Below are 16,292 nucleotides of genomic sequence, written 5' to 3' on the forward strand. Positions count from 1 at the left end.
GTATCAATTTAGATCTCATTCTTTTGCCGCAGCTTTCCTGTGCGCCACAAGTCCGCCATCGGTCAGTATTTCCAGCAGGAAGTCCGGTAGTTTGTTTCCCTGATAAGCCTTTCCATTGACCCTGACAGTGCCTTCACGGAGGTCTATCTCCATCTCGTCCCCTTCATTGCACTCAACATCCACCTCTATCAAAGGAAGGCCCACATTTATAGCGTTCCTGAAGAAGATCCTGGCAAAATACCTGGCAACAACGCAGGAAACGCCTGCATGTTTAAGCGCAAGGGGCGCCTGCTCCCTGGAAGAACCGCAGCCGAAGTTATCTCCTGCGACTATTATGTCACCTTTGCTGACCTTGCGGGGGAACTCAGGATCAATGCCTTCCATCGCATGGTCAGCGAACACCTGCATGTCCGTTGTACGAAGGTATTTCCCTGGTATGATGACATCAGTATCGATATCGTTCCCGAAGATCCATACTCTTCCTTTGATTATGCTGTCCAATATATCACCTTGAATTTAGTTTAACAATTCTGTCCTCTGGTAAAAATGTGTTCCTGTGAATGCTTGATAAGCAAATCACGGAACCAGGCGAAAGATGTAAAAAAAAAGGCATGTGACAGATCAGACCTCTATCACATTTCCATCCAGTACTGCGCGCTCACCAACGCTGACCTGCTGGGTAACTTCCCCGTAACTTATCGTGTAAGCACCTGTGGGCCTTACGGTGAATTGGGTCTCTCCCGGGATTGGTCCTTCTGTTGAATAGGGCACCGTGAAGGAGTACGTGCCGTCGGATGTTGCAGACTGGGAGTAGGTGAATGACCTGCCTTGGTTTGTTTGAATGGTGTTGCTGATGGTCACGGTCTCTCCCGCTGGTGCAGTGCCTGTTATGGTCGCGCCTTCGACATATTCGAATGTCTTGACATAACCTGAATCAGTCAGGGGCAGGTTGCCTCCAAAGAGCACGTTATACACGTTCTTGTATCCCGTCTCGCTGGTGTGTCCTGCTGGTGCTGCAGGTGACTCATGCACAAGGCGATATTGTTGCAGACCATTGCCGTCAAAGATGTGCAACCTTGCTTCCATTGAGTTATAGTACCTCTGTCCGGGCACATACTGGGAACCGCTGTCAGTCTGCACTGACACGTAGTAACCCTCCGTATCCAGTGTCCAGGCAGTCATTGCATAGAATTTGCCTGTTGCCATCTCCACATCGGAGATGATGTAGCGTGCTGCAGCCTTGTCCGGGTCCGGATGGATGGCATTAAGGACTGCCGTTGCTTCCTCCTCAGAGGGTGCTGTGAAGAACGGTGCGGCGCCAGGCCTGTTCTCTTCATCGATACTTGTGGAGCGTCCTCCAATACCTGCCTGGAAAGGATTGGCATTTGGCAGCCGCCGTGCAATGGCCTCTATCTCATGACCGTAATCCCACCAGGACATCACTCCATATGCCGTGTCAGGGTAATCGAACAATTCTCCTCTGGGAGGGGCATCGTATATCTGAAGGAAATCTATGCCCGGGTCTGGGGTATTGGCTTCCATCCAGAAGAGCGAGTCAAGCCAGTAGCCATTTGTGCCACTGGCATACTGTGACTGCTGCATGGCAAGGCTGTAACTGGGATAGGCTACAAGCAGCAAAAGCAGGAAAATTGTCAGCACATGACCCGCCTTGATGTTCTTGCTTAAAAAGTGTGGCAGTTCTCCGACAGAGTGGACTTTTTCATGGTAGGCAGCTTCAAGCTTCTTCCATCCGACCAGGTCCAGGACCTTTGCCGCAAAATACCCTGAAAGCAATGCAACGTTGATCGCGTAGTAATATGCGAAACGGTTCTGGCCGTATATGGCAAGCAACAGTATGAAGGTCCAGACAAGAACGAGTGTTTCTTCCGGCTTTTTGTCTTTCTTAATGCTGAATGCCAGCATGAACATCGCTATTATTGAAATGAAAAAGCCCATGGCGAAGTTGTACCAGACCGAGCTGAGGGTGAAGGCGCCGCCGCGGTAGAAGATGGAGGATGCCTCTCCTACTGTGGCCATACCACCTGTGTGGATCTGAAAGATGCCTACAAGCACTGAAGTGATGGTATAGTAAGAAGATGGAGAAGCCACTCTAAGAAGAATGAGTGCTATTGCAGCTGTTGCAAGAAGTACCAAAGGATAATAGATGGGCTTCAAATGCCTTTTATCCATCTCTTTATGAACAATGCTCATATAAACAAAAGCAAGCACTGCTGCAAAAGCTGTCAGTACATGGAACCATGAGTAAAAGTAAGGGGATATCCCCATCTCTGACCTAATGAATGGAGAAACAAATATGAGGCCTACCAGAAAAGTTATTATGCCCACTATTCCGAGATAGTCAGTGGATTTTCCATTTAAATGGTCGACTGAATATTGGATTACAGCAAATATGACTATGATCATTCCAAATAAAGGTGCTCCTGGCCAGGAGAGTTGAAAAGCCGCATACATAAGCCCTGCCAAAGCAGCGTATAATATTGGTTTTACAGCATGGTTCTCTTTATGCTGGATCATTTTAATGTTAAGTTTTATTCTGTTTGCCTCGATGACAGATAGCATAAAGAATAGAATAAAAAGTGTGCTGAAAAGGGATTCTGCTACATGATGGTCCGTAAATATGATCATAGAACGGTTCAGGAACTGACCGGAGCCAATAGCAATGAGAAACGCAGCTATAACCCCTGTTTTTCTGTCCTTCAGATGTTTGCCGAGGAAATAGACCGGGAATACTATCAGTGCACCCATTACTGCCGGGAAATAAGCCCCAATGACATTAACAAGTTCAGTACTCGGGTTTCCCAGCCCAATCGCTAATGCAGTCAGCGCGATCATGTGGTCGAAAAGTGGGCCAAAGTGAATATGAGATCCGTAAGGGTAAACTGTCAATGGATTGTAGAACATTCCATGTGGATAATTATGCAAGAGCACTTCAACCATACGCATGTGAGCAAGGGCATCGTTGCTGAACCTGACAAAACCATTCGGTAAGAACACACTTTCAGCAGGACGTATTCTGATCCACAATGCAATAATAAAAGATATTGAAACTATAAATAGGGAAGTTAAATCATCTTTTACTCTGGCAAGCGGCAATCTCGCGTTGTTCATGCATCCCTATTCCCTCATAAGAATATATATTTTATCACATAAGATTTCTATACAATACGTACTAATGATTGCGAAGCAATTATTGGCCTTTGTGCTCTCTCAGGATGATACTCTTCTTATGAGAGATACCTGTGACAAGATCCTTTCCGAAATTCAGAAGAGATCTGGTATTTTTATCTCCAAATATTTTATACAACAATGGATAGGATATAGCCCAACTGTAGGATATAAGCCAAGGGACCGTAACTACCTTCAACTGGTTATTTCGCCGTGCTGCGGCAGTTTCCTTAACTAACTTGGTGCAGTTCTTAGTGATCCCGCCGGTTTGCATTCCAGCTATAACCAACCCTTCTATAAAATAAGCATCCCCACCTTCTTTAAAAGCTCTGACAAGGAGCTCATAATCACCAGCAATCTTAAATGATTCATCAAACTTTCCATAGACATCGAAAAGGCTGTGATGCTGGAACATACCCTGGTGTGTGAAAGCGCAAATCCCATCTACAATTATGCCTCTCCATGTGTGATCCCAAGAGCAGCCATCAATACAGCATACTTCCTTGTTTTCTGTAACTCTTGCAACCTGTCCGTAAACCAGTTTTATGTTCTCAGAGTCTGCTCTGACCAGGTGGGGAGCCAGTTCTTCAAATACATTATCCTTCCAAAGATAGTCATCACATCCCAGAAAATATATCCAGTCCCCGGTAATATGGTCCAGTGCTTTGTTCCATGCATTGTATATGCCCTTATCCGGCTCAGATTTCCAGTAGGCGATCTTATCATTGTTGGACAATAATATGTCTATGGTGCTATCTGTGGAGCCTCCATCTACAATTACCAGTTCCTTGTTCAGATATGTCTGAGCAGATACACTATCGATACAGCGCTGCAGGGTTTTGGAGCCATTATATACAGCTATAACAACGGAGATAAGGGGTGCTGAACTCATTTATAATCGTTCTTGCCAGTACTTAGTCATCTTCCACTCTTGTGTCTCTCTATATGTTTCATCTGCTTTTCAGATACCATTCATACGATTGTTGTATTCCCTCACTTAAAGAAAGCCTGGCACTCCACCCCAACTTATGCAGTTTGCTCACGTCCAATAACTTTTGTGGCGTTCCATCAGGTTTTGTGCTGTCATACACAATTTCTCCTTCATATCCAATGATATCTTTTATTAATTGAGCTAGCTCATAAATGCTTAAGTCCTTTCCAACACCTATGTTTACAAACTCTCCTATATCATCAGCAGTGCAGTTCTCCATCAGATATACGCATGCATCCGCCATATCATCCACATGCATGAACTCCCGTCTTGGTTTCCCGGTGCCCCAAACAACAACCTGATGTTCGTTGGTTATTTTTGCCTCGTGGAACTTGCGTATTAACGCAGGCATAACATGAGAGGTCTGCAAGTCAAAATTATCGTTTGGACCGTATAGGTTTGTCGGCATTACAGAGATGAAATTTGTTCCATACTGCTGATTATAATGTTTGCAGAGCCGGATTCCGGCAATTTTTGCTATTGCATAGGCTTCATTTGTTTCTTCGAGTTCCCCTGTCAAAAGGTATTCTTCCCTGAGTGGCTGTGGTGCAAATTTAGGATATATGCAAGATGATCCGAGGAAGAGAAGTTTTTTAACTCCATTTTTGTATGCAGCATGAATCACGTTCGCTTCTATCATAAGGTTCTGGTAAATGAACTCAGCCGAATATGTGCTGTTTGCAAGGATTCCGCCTACTTTTGCTGCAGCAAGGAATACGTATTCTGGTTTATGCTCTTCAAAGAATTTGTTTACTTCCTGCTGGTTGGTAAGGTCAAGTTCTTGATGTGTACGGGTAAGGATGTTATGATAACCTTTAGATTGGAGGTTACGGTCAATGGCTGAGCCTACCAAGCCACGGTGACCGGAAATGTATATTTTTGAATTATAATCCAAATAATCACCTTTAACAACTTAAGCTAAATAATTTCTCCAATAATTAAGCAAATCACTTAACGTCTTATGAATTTCTATTTCTGGCATCCATCCTATTTCCGATTTAATTTTGGTGTTGTCTCCTTGCATTACCGGTAAGTCAGATGGCCTGTGCTTTGAGTAATCTATTTCTATATTAAGTTCTGCAGTCGACAGCGAAATTAATATGTTAAGTAAGTCTCTGAGACTATATGCTTTTCCTGAGCACAGATTATATAATGTACCTGGTTTTGCATTTAATGCTACTTTATAGTATCCTTTCACAGCATCTCTAACGTCAGTATAGTCTCTCTTGACATCAAGGTTTCCAACTAAGATTACATTTTTCGACTTATTCTTTTCGATTTGCGCAATTTGGTGAGCAAAAGAACTTAGTGCATAAGTAGGAGGACGGCCGGGCCCTGTTAAATTAAAGGAACGTACTCTTACAATGTCCATGTTATAACTTTTATAATATTGATATGCTAACATATCTTGCGATACTTTACTTACGGCATATGTGCTAAGTGGATTAAAGCAGCATTTTTCATTCACTGGAAGATCAGATTCATTAATTAATCCATACTCTTCGGAAGAACCTGCAATGACAATTCTTGTGGGCTGTTCAAGTTCACGCAAAGCTTCAAAGATATTAATTTGAGATATTACATTATTATTCATAATGTTTATTGGACTTTTCCAGCTCGATGCAACAGAGCTTTCAGCTGCTAAATGAAATATGCATTCCGGCTTAATCTTTTTCAATATGTTGAACACAGAAGTATGGTCGATGAGGTTGCACTGCTCATATATCACATTTGGATGAGATATGGTGAGGTCATCAGGAATGGAACGTGAAATGCCATATACCTCATCATCTCCATTACTTAGTAACTCTGCGAGATGTCTACCACAGAATCCGTTAGCACCTGTTATAAGATATCTGACCATTAGGATCACCTTATTCATAATGAAATAATGCTTTTATATATGCTCAAAGTTTCATTTGCCATTTTTTCCCAGCTGAATTTTTTTTCTTGTTCATATCCACGTTTTATTACATCATTTCTTGTAGATTCATTGTATAGGGATTGCATGGACTGAACAAGTTCCTTTTCAGAATGAGGATCAAATAGTATAGCTGCATCACCCACTACTTCTGGAATAGAGCTTGTATTGCTTGCAATGACAGGACAACCCATCGACATTGCTTCAAGTGGTGGTATACCAAATCCTTCATAAAGAGATGGATATACAAAACAAAAAGCATGTCTGTACAATGAAGCAAGTAAATCATCCGAGCCATGTAGCTGGATTATATTATTGTCACTGCTTTTCAATTCATTAGGTTTGAAATTCCCTCCACCAAAACAAACTAAATCAAAGTAGTCTGAAAAGTGATTTCTATAGGAATCTATCAATATTTTGAAGTTCTTATATGTACGTCTATCCCCAACATACAAAATATATGGGCGTGTTATTCTATATGACATTTTTAACTCATCAAACTCTATAGTATTTGATGAACTTAAAGAACTAGCTAAATACACAACTTTTATTTTGCAGTCGGGTACCCCATAGATTTTGATCAGATCATTTTTTGTGTTTTCTGAAATCGCTATTATAATGTCTGCTCTTTCGATTGCTCTTTTTTTTGCTTTGATAACAAGTCTACTGTCTATAAATTGATCAGGATATAGTTCATGAATCATGTCATATACTGTAATCACAATCGGCATTTTCATGACTCGCCTTAATCCTTTCATATAATAGGTTGGATGATATAAGTCGAAATTTGATGAGCGCATATAAATCTCAAACAGTATTTTATTGGGTATTGAAAATAGGATATATATAATATATTTTAAAATAGTTTGTTTAGATTTTAATTTGCAGCTCCAGTAAGACCCGTAATTTTGCTTATTTTTAGAGAATGCATATTCATTTATATTGAAACCCTGAAATAAGCTTACATCCACATCTTCTTTTGTGGAGAGCTTTGTTATAAGCTCATAAAAATATCGAGAGATACCTCCATATCGCTGGAACTCAAATACTGTATGGTCGTAGAGTATTTTCATGAAGTCCTCCTGGAATATTATATACCTTTTATTTAGCAGAAATTTTCATATTTTATTTAATTAAATAATCTTTCAATTCGAATAGTACTTTTTTTATTCTTTTCAGCGATAACACTTGGCCAGAGTATTCTTCTTTTTCATTGATTGAATCTGCCATAGAATCGCGTAAAATGTAGAGAGGGTGCGACAGAGGGAAATTGAGGGGATGAGTTTTAATCTCACTATACTTGTCTTTTACTTTTGTATGGACAGCTCCTGAACAAAAACCAATATTTGATATTAAGTTTACATTAGGTATAACAGTCAATGCACTTTGAATCCAGCAGGCAAAAACCCATTGGTAATCCCATGTATCTATTTCACCGGTGTATGCTTTATCAAATGTGTATTGCCAATACCATACGCTTTTTGTATCTCCAAGCAAGTCCTTCAGCCATCTGCCATCCTGAATCTCAGGCCACAGCTTCATCTCAACATCATAATTCTTCCATGCACGCCTCCAGGATGCCCACCCCCATATGTGCGGATAGCGAGAGAAGTAATAACTGTATTCTGTTCTTTTCCTTCCAAACTGGAAGTTATCTCCACTGATCATGGCAATTCGTTCATCATCTCTGTATTTCTCTAGTAACTCCTCGCAAAACCGGAAAAAAGTAGGGTCTGGCAAGCAGTCATCTTCAAGAATGATGGCTTCCTCAACAGTGTCGAATACCCAGTCCAAACCGCTTGATATCCGGCGTTTGCAGCCTAGGTTAACCTCTGAGTAATTGGTCAGTACTTCACAATTCCAATCAACTTTATTAATGATGGCACGGGCAGCTCTACATTTCTCCGCCTCTTCAGGACGATTAGCACGTGGACCGTCAGCGATCACCATAAGTTTTTTGGGTTTAGCTTTTGCTATTTCTGCGAATATTCTCTCGGTGGTTTCAGGACGGTTGAATATTATGAAGGCAACAGGTGTTTTTAGTTGGTAATCGGACATTTGTAAACCTACTGATGCAATAGTGATGTGTATAAGTTAATCATTTTCTGATGTTGCACTTCTTCGGAAAAAAGTGTTTCTGCACGTAATCTTCCAGAGTGACCCATTCTGGTTCTGAGTTCATTGTCATCGAGTAATCGTACTATACATGAAACAAAACAGTTAACATTGTCCGCTGAACATGTAAATCCAGTTTCTCCGTTTACGACAGATTCGGGCAGGCCTCCACTATCTGAAGTCACACAGGGCAATCCATGTGCCATGGCTTCCACAACGGAAATACTATGATTTTCAAGTAAGCTTGGCTGAAAGTATATTGTGCTTTCATTATAGAGAGAATCCACTTTACTTTGATATCCAATAAATTTTATAAACTCTATTTGCTTTACCATTTCTTTACATTCATCCAGAAGATTTCCCTCACCTGCCCATATGAATTCAAGAGGGATATTTGGTCTTTGTCTGATTACTTCTTGTGCAACTTCAATCCATAATTTAGGGTTTTTGTACCACGTAACATGTCCTAATGTTAAAATGCGGTGAACATCCACGTGTTTTTTTTGACTGAGGTCATCAATGAATAATTCTTCTTTCACAGAATTGTAGATTACTCCGATATGATTGCTTTTTACTCTAGGGACCCAAAAATTTACTATCTGTTCTTTTGAATACTCTGATACAGTTATAATTATTTTCCCTCGGTTTAAGCATAGTGATAAAAATAACTTCTGCAATGTAGCCAAAAAAATAAATTTGCCTTTCAGTGGGTATGTATGAAATGTATAAATGAAATTGACAGGAAACAGAATAAGTCCTATGAACATACCGGGTGTACCGTTAGATATAACAATCAAGGATGGTTTTTCTTTTCTATATATAGGGAAAATATAAATTATATCGAAAAAGAGATTTATGGGGAAATAGCGTAAGTATTTTTTAATACCTTCTTCTCTTGAAGGAATTAAATATACTTTATACTTGTATTGTTTTAAAAGAGACTTGATATCATCGTCCAATTGATACTTGCACAGGGCAATCACAACTTCATAATTTTGTGAGGAATAAAGTTTGAGTAATGCTTTGAAATAACTGCGGGTGCCTCCGAAGGAGCTGAATTCTGGAACTAATAATATTTTGTTTCGATTAGGCATTTTATAGACCTGGTAATCGTATCAAGCATTTAGCAAATATATATAGATGCTTGTAATATTCGTTATGTTTTCTTAATGGTGATTCCCAGTAAATGGACCAGGTAGTAAGCCCCAATACTGAAGCTGCCCTGCATACAAAAAACCATCTTTCGGCAAGAACACGGGTAAATTGGGGCTCTGGATAGAAGTATGTTTGATCATTTACGTTTTTCAGTTTTAATAACCACGAATTAGCAAGCACTACAAAATCTGTTGATGCATCGAACTTCCAAGCTCCTATTTTTTCATGAATCTGTTTTTCTTCGTCTCCGTAAATGACATTCATTTGCTCGAGTTGTCTTTTATGTATATTCCAGACCGATTCCATCTGTTTCAGTGCATTCTTTGCAGACGTTTGGTTCTCATGAAGCCTATATTTTGTCAAAAATTTAGGAATATTAGTGACTCTGCATAAGTAAGAGAGTCGCTCCCACAAATCATAATCTTCTGCAGGAGGATAATTTAAATCGAAATGCTGAGTATCACCAACTAGCAGCTTTCTCCTAATCATAATCGATGAGGTTGCTAATGGATTGTCAAAAAGCATTCTACAACGAATAAAATCTGGGTTTGTAGGATAACGCCATTTATGACTTATTTTTGGACCTAAAGTTTTTACCCAAGTGCCACAAAATCCTATTTCGGGGTGTTCATCCAAGAACCGGACTTGTTTTTTCAATCGGAGTGGATGGCTTATATCATCAGCATCCAACCAGGCAACATACTCACCTTTTGCTTCATCGATCCCACGATTTCTCACTTTCGCCAAACCAGTGTTCTCTTCATTATTCAGCAATCGAATGCGTGAATCACTGAATGATTCAATAATGGTTTTACTGTTATCAGTTGAACCGTCGTTTATGATCAAGAGTTCAAAGTCCGTAAATGTCTGGTTTAAAATGCTTTCAATAGCATCTTTCACATAGTTCTCTGCATTGTAAACTGGCATAATCACTGATACTTTAGGAGTTTTCAATTATATCACGTTCCATCAGCGTACATTTTATCCGAGCGCTTTACAACTGAAATCTCTATTTCCTGATGTGCGCTCTCATTTACAAAACCATATAGCGCACGATAATCAATCTGCATGCCTCGATTCCATTGGTCTAGTAAGTAGTCCTGATGAATTGCTCCATGTATATTTTTGTAATCGTCTTGGACTTTATTTATAGGTATGTTAATAATCTTAGATTTTTTGTAGCATACACCATAACGATGTTTGAAATAGTGTACATATCTCTGAAGGTTGCCTTCGAATGTATTTGGAGAATTGAAATCTGTGTTCTTTGCAAGAACAATCATCTCCTGCGTTAAAAACAGGTTCCCATCTACGGACAATGGATATGCCCAATCAAGCTCTCCACTTTCCCATGTCCAGCAAAGTTTGTCAGAGTCTTGGATTGCGTCTGGAATGAAAGGGGGTAGTTTTTGATCTTTCTGTGTAGTATACGCTCTCTTTAGGTTTGCTCCCAAGCGAAGAGATACAATTGCAGTTCGAGTATCAAACTTTGTAAAATCAAACATGTCTGTGTCTTCTGTAAACACAATGTCGTCTACCAAGAAAAAGACATTTTCTGCTTTAATTGATTCAAGGATTGTAATAAGCTGCTTTTTAAATGAGTCCCTGTCTTTCTGATGAACTGCAGTAACGGGGTGTTCACTAAAAAGAGAGAACAGGGAATAGTATGCTTTTTGGTGGGAAGTTGATGATGTACGGTATAAAACATGCACCGGGACTGGGTTCTTAACCTTTTCAAAATAAGAGGATAGGAGTGAATGTAGTTGAAGGCCCCTATCCATTGAGAAGATTATGCACTCTGCAGCGTGTTCACTAATTCTTTTATGTGGAGTTGTGTAGGCAGTAAGTAATTCTCTAGGGAGATTACTCTCTTTTTTGACAAGTATTAAGTTAAAGGGCATCAACATCACATTAATCGTCTCTACTAGTACAACACTACATTTTAAATACATGTACAATCCATTTGATACGATAGTTTGCAATATGTCCATAGCTCCTCATTTTGCTACTTTCTCAAACCAAAAACAGCCACATCCATAACTTTGCTCATCAGCCATTTGTTCTGTAGCATTTAATATTAAGCCACCATCTTCTGGATTATCAGGAATTAAAGCAAAATGCTTTAGTTCGAAGTCTCTAAAAAAGTCCACTATCTGTTTATAAGCGTATATTCGATGAGCATTAAACTGAATTCTTGGCCTGCCAATTGGCACTACAAAAAGCAAATCTGCTTCATGCGATAAAACTCTTTTTATTTCTCTAATTGCTTTGATGTCCCCGTCAGGGTCCATTGGATCCCCATACCTTCCAAGTCCAATATGTTCCACAACGTGCATACAAGATAATGATGATACGCTCGCATCTCTAAAAGGTAATGAAGTCAAATCTGCATGTTCTGATTCTAGGTTAGTTAAGTTTAAATTGGCTGGTCTATAGTCATAAAATTTTATTTTTATGAATGCTGAGACTAGAGACACAAAATACAGACTCGAAGAAATATCTATATGTTCAAACGGTTTTGTTTGTGCCAGTATTCTTGCAGCCCAAGCTGTATGAAATATATAATGTCTGTCGAAACCAGTGTTTGTTGTAGCATCATTTAGGCAGGGATAACGATCATTCCATTCAATTGAAAAACGAGAATTATGAGATGACATATGTTTAAATATACTAAACTCTCTTTTGAACTTCTTTGTCAATATCATTTGTTTTAAGCAGTTGTACATTAAAACAATAGGATATATTTGGCTAATTCTCTTTTTCAGTATACATCTATCATATATGCCGCCATAAAGATTCATTTTTCTCCCCCAAAATACTTAACCATATTCCGAAAAGCGTGGGATAAAGAATGTAGCATTTTCCAATTTGTAATTCCTGTTGTTTTACTTGAGACCTTTCCTGCAAAACCCTTTTGTCCGGATTTTAGATGAATTGGTCGCTTTTCTAAATCAAAAAACCACTTTTTGTTATGGTTCATATATTTGAGATCTTCATCAGCTATAATATCTTTAAATGGGATAAGTATTTGAGTTGCAATGAATGAAACTTGTCCCTTTTTTGATTCTCGTATCCAGTATGACTCATGTCCATAACGATGATAATAAAATGAGTTCGGTAAAACCATCATTTTTGAATTTGTTGCAACTTGCCTAAGTCCAAATCCCCAAGCATCTAAAGCTCTTGAAAATTCAGGGTATCCACCAGCTCTAACCCAACTATCTCTTGTAAACATATAGTTTCCACTGGCTCCCGGTACCACTGACCCAGACAAATAATCTGCTAGTGTTGTGACCCCTGGATTGAAAATCCATTTGTGTGTAATGTTTTCTTTAGTATCTATAAAATAACGAAGCTCTTGAAACGATGCAACATCACCGCCTGATTTTTCCAGAAATAATTTTAGTTCTTGAATACTTCCAGATGCCAAAACATTATCCGAATCTAAACAAAATATTAATTGATTCTGAGCATTTTCAACTGCAGTATTTCTTGCTGCTGCCCCACCTTTATTTTGGGTATGTTTAAATATTTTGATTAGAGAGTATTTTGTTTTCAAATTGTTCAATACATTTTCAGTATTATCAGTTGAACAATCATTAACAATAACCAATTCATCCCCATCTATAAAATTGTCCACCATAATGGATTCAACCGACTCCTGAACCGTTTTTTCACAATTGTAAGCTGGCATAATGAAGCTAATATTCAGTGATTGTTTCTCAACCCACCACAGCCCATTACCTCCAACATGTATTTCCCAATCAAATCGTCTAAAAAATTCACCAATTGCCTGCTTAACACTAGAGGAATTGGGATGATTATAACCACACCCACCAATGATGCCACCAACTCGAATTTTTGAATACCATATGCAAAGATTTTCCCAAATACTCCCATAAGAGGAACCTGCATCAATAAATGCGAAATCGACTTCTGGTACATCGTTTACTGCATCTTGAGAGATTTTGTTAATATGCAAGTATTTATCATTATATCTGTCCAATCTCTCAATGGCAAGACTATGGATTTGATCAAATTCTTCTTGAGGAAGATTGATTGGATTTCCATATCCCTCTACATATATATGAGGGTCAACACCGTACAATCTATCAATAGTAGATTTTTTTAAGATTGATTCTGCATGTCCTCTAAAGGTGCCTCCAACCACCACGCCATTTTTTAAATTTTTGCTTTCAATGACCTTGCTAAAAACACCATCATCAACTCCCAATCCAGCATTTGATTCATGGCTATGTTTTTTCATTTTGTTAGAAATAATTGTCATTAAAACCCTTCCAATTCTTTAATTACGTAATGGCACCACTTTTGATATGTCAATTTTTCTTTCCAAATCATTTCAGCTTTTTCACCCATTAAAAGCAATTCGGATTTATCTAGTGAACTTAATATTTCTGCAAGATGTGATGCATTGTTTGAAAAAAAACTAACCTCATCCCAATTTATGAATTCTTTGAAGGGGCGCGTATCAATATCTCCAATTAAAAATGGCACCATCCCTAATTGCATAGCTTCAAAGAAACGAAAAGAACTACCCCCATATCCCCTTGGGCATAAAGCAATGTGGGATTGAAGCATTTTTTTCACAAAGAACTTACTACCTTTATCACCATCATTTATATAAATGTCATCTCGATTTTTTAGTTGTTCTGAAATTTCTTGTCTTATTGGGTGAGTGGATAATCGGCCAGTAAATGAGGCTAAATATTTTTTTGATGGTTTCAAAAAAGGCTTTTTGTGAGGAGATGAAAGTAATGGACTATCCCTATAAGATTCAGTCTTTCTTGATCCCAAAAATTGAACGGTCTTGCCAACATCTACAACAGGACCATCATCGTATTGACAAATTGTGAATGTTCTTCTGTCATCAATAATTGTTTTATCGATTTCATTCTGAAGTTCAATTAAACCCCATTTACCGTAATCATGATTTAGGTGCCATCTCGTCCAAAATACAGGCAAATAATGCCAATCTGCTTCATCGGGCATCTTAACGATTATATCTTTCTGCTTAGTTATGTATTCGTAGAAATCCTGCTCAGTCCCAAAATCTTTATTGTGTTTTGGATAATTAAATGATTGAGATTTAGGTTGTAAGTTGGGATGAATGGGTAAGATATATATTTTCATTTTATCAAATCCGCGAATATATTTCCAACATTTGGTCTATTGTTAGGGTCGGGCCTATACTCTAAAGGAATTCGTTTTGATTTACTTTGATTCCTACCATTAAAAATTACTTCTTTGTACCCAACTAAAAGAGATAATTCCTGCAAAATAGAAGGGGTTAAAACATTAAAATGATTATGTTTATTCCATTCGTCGGTGTAAACTCCATTGAAACCTTTGGAGAAATCAGAATGATTATGCATAGACCATAGAAGATCCGGTGTATTCACTCGATGCACACAGTCTTTTTTCAAAACACGAAGAGTTTCTGCCAAAAAAGTAATTTGGTCTCTCTGATTCAAATGTTCTATGAAATCTTCGTGGAAAATTACATCAACAGAATTATCGGGAAGAGGGATTCCAAATTTAGTAACATCGATAGCAAAAAAATCAGATTTGTCTCCTCTTATTTCTTTCGGATAATATTTGTCAGTATAATATTTCATGTAATTATGATATGGTTCATATTTCAGATCAATATTTACCCATCCTTTGAGAATTCTTGGACCACATCCAATATGCAGCTTTAAAGCATTATTTTTAGAAAAGCCTGCCAATTCATTATATGCTCCACCTTTTTGGTTAGTAGTAGAACTACGAGTAATTTTATAAATTCGATTAAATAAATTGGAGAGATATTCTCTATCGATTGAATTTTTCATCAATTCATAACTTCCTTTTATTCGTGTTGTATACTCAATTACCTAACTATATAATTTAAATCTAAATAATAAGTTGATACATATAATACATTGGGTATGCAAAAAACTCTCTTCCAATTATAAATTAGAGATTTCACTTATGTATTTATCCTCTATGGACACAAATTAATTTAGCTTTGATATCCATTCCAGTCACACCACATTCATTTGCACCATAATTTCTTTCAATTCCTCATAAATCTTATTATCTAATTTCAATATTAGCACCCCATAAATCACCCCCCCAAGCACAACAGGAACCAATGTTAACCAAACATTGGACAATGGCACAACTAACCGATAGAATCCAACAAACACTCCCATCCCAATAGAAGCTTTCAAAATATTCAGCAAACTGCTATATTCTACTCGAAGTGTGATCATATCTGCCAGAACACGTCTTGCAAGAATTGCATTCAGACCCATTGTCACAAGGGTTGCAACCGCCGCACCTGAAATACCCATCACGGGGATTAGCACTATATTCAGTACAACATTAGCCACGACAGCCACAACCGTGACCTTAAACAATTCCCGTAATTGATTCATTGCAGTTATATATGTGGTGAAAAAATTTTGGAAAATATTTATGATTTGTACACTAAACAATATCATAAGTGTTGTATAACTCACAAAATCTGCACCATAGAAAAAATAAAGCAATCTATCCCCCAACAAAGCCCCACCTACAAACAATGGTAGTGCTAATATAATTGAATAGGTAAATGCGCGAGAGAGTGACTCTTCTATAAGTCCCGTTTCACCAATCTTATCCCACCTACTAACCCTTGGAAATAATGAAGAACTAAGTGCAGTTGTCGTAAATGATGCAAACGCTGTGAATTGAAATATTACCTGATATATACCCACATCAGCATTGTTCAGGAAGTAACCAATCATCACTGAATCGGAATTCATGAACACCAAGCTCCCACCTGAGATCAAAAACGTCCCGAATGAAAATGAAGACAAGCTTTTCAGGTGTCTCCAGCCAAAACGCATAAAATGCAGATTAAAAAAACGCAGTTGTACT

Annotated in this window: 15 protein-coding genes; all 15 read right to left on the bottom strand. The window is 38.3% G+C overall.

Annotated features, from left to right (window positions below):
• Positions 1 to 15 precede the first annotated feature (15 nt).
• Entirely contained in the window at positions 16 to 501 is a 486-nt protein-coding gene (locus tag Q8J68_RS09230; protein ID WP_370867626.1) for a 3-isopropylmalate dehydratase, read from the bottom strand.
• A gap of 120 nt (positions 502 to 621) precedes the next feature.
• Positions 622 to 3,129: an oligosaccharyl transferase, archaeosortase A system-associated gene (locus Q8J68_RS09235; protein WP_305311230.1), complete on the bottom strand. Its 2,508-nt coding sequence runs from the start codon at positions 3,127 to 3,129 to the stop codon at positions 622 to 624.
• 79 nt (positions 3,130 to 3,208) lie between these two features.
• A complete protein-coding gene (locus tag Q8J68_RS09240) occupies positions 3,209 to 4,078 on the bottom strand; it encodes a glycosyltransferase family 2 protein (protein WP_305311231.1) in 870 nt (289 codons plus the stop codon).
• A 58-nt stretch (positions 4,079 to 4,136) separates the two neighbouring features.
• Positions 4,137 to 5,072: a GDP-L-fucose synthase gene (locus tag Q8J68_RS09245; protein ID WP_305311232.1), complete on the bottom strand. Its 936-nt coding sequence runs from the start codon at positions 5,070 to 5,072 to the stop codon at positions 4,137 to 4,139.
• An 18-nt stretch (positions 5,073 to 5,090) separates the two neighbouring features.
• Positions 5,091 to 6,041 carry a GDP-mannose 4,6-dehydratase gene (locus Q8J68_RS09250; protein WP_305311233.1) on the bottom strand — a complete coding sequence of 317 codons (951 nt, stop codon included), beginning with the start codon at positions 6,039 to 6,041 and terminating at the stop codon, positions 5,091 to 5,093.
• Between the two features lie 14 nt (positions 6,042 to 6,055).
• Positions 6,056 to 7,171, bottom strand: coding sequence for a glycosyltransferase family 1 protein (locus tag Q8J68_RS09255; RefSeq protein ID WP_305311234.1), 1,116 nt, complete (start codon positions 7,169 to 7,171; stop codon positions 6,056 to 6,058).
• Positions 7,172 to 7,223: 52 nt separating this feature from the next.
• Positions 7,224 to 8,156 (bottom strand): hypothetical protein, encoded by a 933-nt coding sequence (locus Q8J68_RS09260; protein WP_305311235.1) that lies wholly within the window; start codon positions 8,154 to 8,156, stop codon positions 7,224 to 7,226.
• Between the two features lie 8 nt (positions 8,157 to 8,164).
• Entirely contained in the window at positions 8,165 to 9,307 is a 1,143-nt protein-coding gene (locus Q8J68_RS09265) for a glycosyltransferase family 4 protein (RefSeq protein ID WP_305311236.1), read from the bottom strand.
• Position 9,308: 1 nt separating this feature from the next.
• Entirely contained in the window at positions 9,309 to 10,322 is a 1,014-nt protein-coding gene (locus tag Q8J68_RS09270) for a glycosyltransferase family 2 protein (protein WP_305311237.1), read from the bottom strand.
• A 5-nt stretch (positions 10,323 to 10,327) separates the two neighbouring features.
• Positions 10,328 to 11,359 carry a hypothetical protein gene (locus tag Q8J68_RS09275; RefSeq protein WP_305311238.1) on the bottom strand — a complete coding sequence of 344 codons (1,032 nt, stop codon included), beginning with the start codon at positions 11,357 to 11,359 and terminating at the stop codon, positions 10,328 to 10,330.
• A 6-nt stretch (positions 11,360 to 11,365) separates the two neighbouring features.
• On the bottom strand, positions 11,366 to 12,169 hold the full coding sequence (locus tag Q8J68_RS09280) for a DUF268 domain-containing protein (protein WP_305311239.1): 804 nt from the start codon (positions 12,167 to 12,169) through the stop codon (positions 11,366 to 11,368).
• The gene (locus tag Q8J68_RS09285) at positions 12,166 to 13,656 is read right to left on the bottom strand and encodes a glycosyltransferase (protein WP_305311240.1); all 1,491 of its coding nucleotides are present in this window, start codon (positions 13,654 to 13,656) and stop codon (positions 12,166 to 12,168) included. The genes Q8J68_RS09280 and Q8J68_RS09285 overlap by 4 nt, the downstream gene beginning before the upstream one ends.
• The gene (locus tag Q8J68_RS09290; protein WP_305311241.1) at positions 13,656 to 14,519 is read right to left on the bottom strand and encodes an exostosin family protein; all 864 of its coding nucleotides are present in this window, start codon (positions 14,517 to 14,519) and stop codon (positions 13,656 to 13,658) included. The genes Q8J68_RS09285 and Q8J68_RS09290 overlap by 1 nt, the downstream gene beginning before the upstream one ends.
• Entirely contained in the window at positions 14,516 to 15,220 is a 705-nt protein-coding gene (locus Q8J68_RS09295) for a methyltransferase domain-containing protein (protein ID WP_305311242.1), read from the bottom strand. Before Q8J68_RS09295 ends, Q8J68_RS09290 begins: the two co-directional genes overlap by 4 nt.
• A gap of 192 nt (positions 15,221 to 15,412) precedes the next feature.
• On the bottom strand, positions 15,413 to 16,292 hold an 880-nt coding region (locus tag Q8J68_RS09300), incomplete at its 5' end, for a polysaccharide biosynthesis C-terminal domain-containing protein (RefSeq protein WP_305311243.1).

Source organism: Methanolobus sp., assembly GCF_030682845.1.
In the GTDB taxonomy this organism is placed as follows: domain Archaea; phylum Halobacteriota; class Methanosarcinia; order Methanosarcinales; family Methanosarcinaceae; genus Methanolobus.

Coding starts and splice junctions, on each gene's coding strand:
- Q8J68_RS09275 (WP_305311238.1), bottom strand. CDS start 11,359: ATGGACATATTGCAAACTATCGTATCAAATGGATTGTACATGTATTTA.
- Q8J68_RS09250 (WP_305311233.1), bottom strand. CDS start 6,041: ATGGTCAGATATCTTATAACAGGTGCTAACGGATTCTGTGGTAGACAT.
- Q8J68_RS09255 (WP_305311234.1), bottom strand. CDS start 7,171: ATGAAAATACTCTACGACCATACAGTATTTGAGTTCCAGCGATATGGA.
- Q8J68_RS09295 (WP_305311242.1), bottom strand. CDS start 15,220: ATGAAAAATTCAATCGATAGAGAATATCTCTCCAATTTATTTAATCGA.
- Q8J68_RS09290 (WP_305311241.1), bottom strand. CDS start 14,519: ATGAAAATATATATCTTACCCATTCATCCCAACTTACAACCTAAATCT.
- Q8J68_RS09260 (WP_305311235.1), bottom strand. CDS start 8,156: ATGTCCGATTACCAACTAAAAACACCTGTTGCCTTCATAATATTCAAC.
- Q8J68_RS09235 (WP_305311230.1), bottom strand. CDS start 3,129: ATGAACAACGCGAGATTGCCGCTTGCCAGAGTAAAAGATGATTTAACT.
- Q8J68_RS09240 (WP_305311231.1), bottom strand. CDS start 4,078: ATGAGTTCAGCACCCCTTATCTCCGTTGTTATAGCTGTATATAATGGC.
- Q8J68_RS09265 (WP_305311236.1), bottom strand. CDS start 9,307: ATGCCTAATCGAAACAAAATATTATTAGTTCCAGAATTCAGCTCCTTC.
- Q8J68_RS09280 (WP_305311239.1), bottom strand. CDS start 12,169: ATGAATCTTTATGGCGGCATATATGATAGATGTATACTGAAAAAGAGA.
- Q8J68_RS09285 (WP_305311240.1), bottom strand. CDS start 13,656: ATGACAATTATTTCTAACAAAATGAAAAAACATAGCCATGAATCAAAT.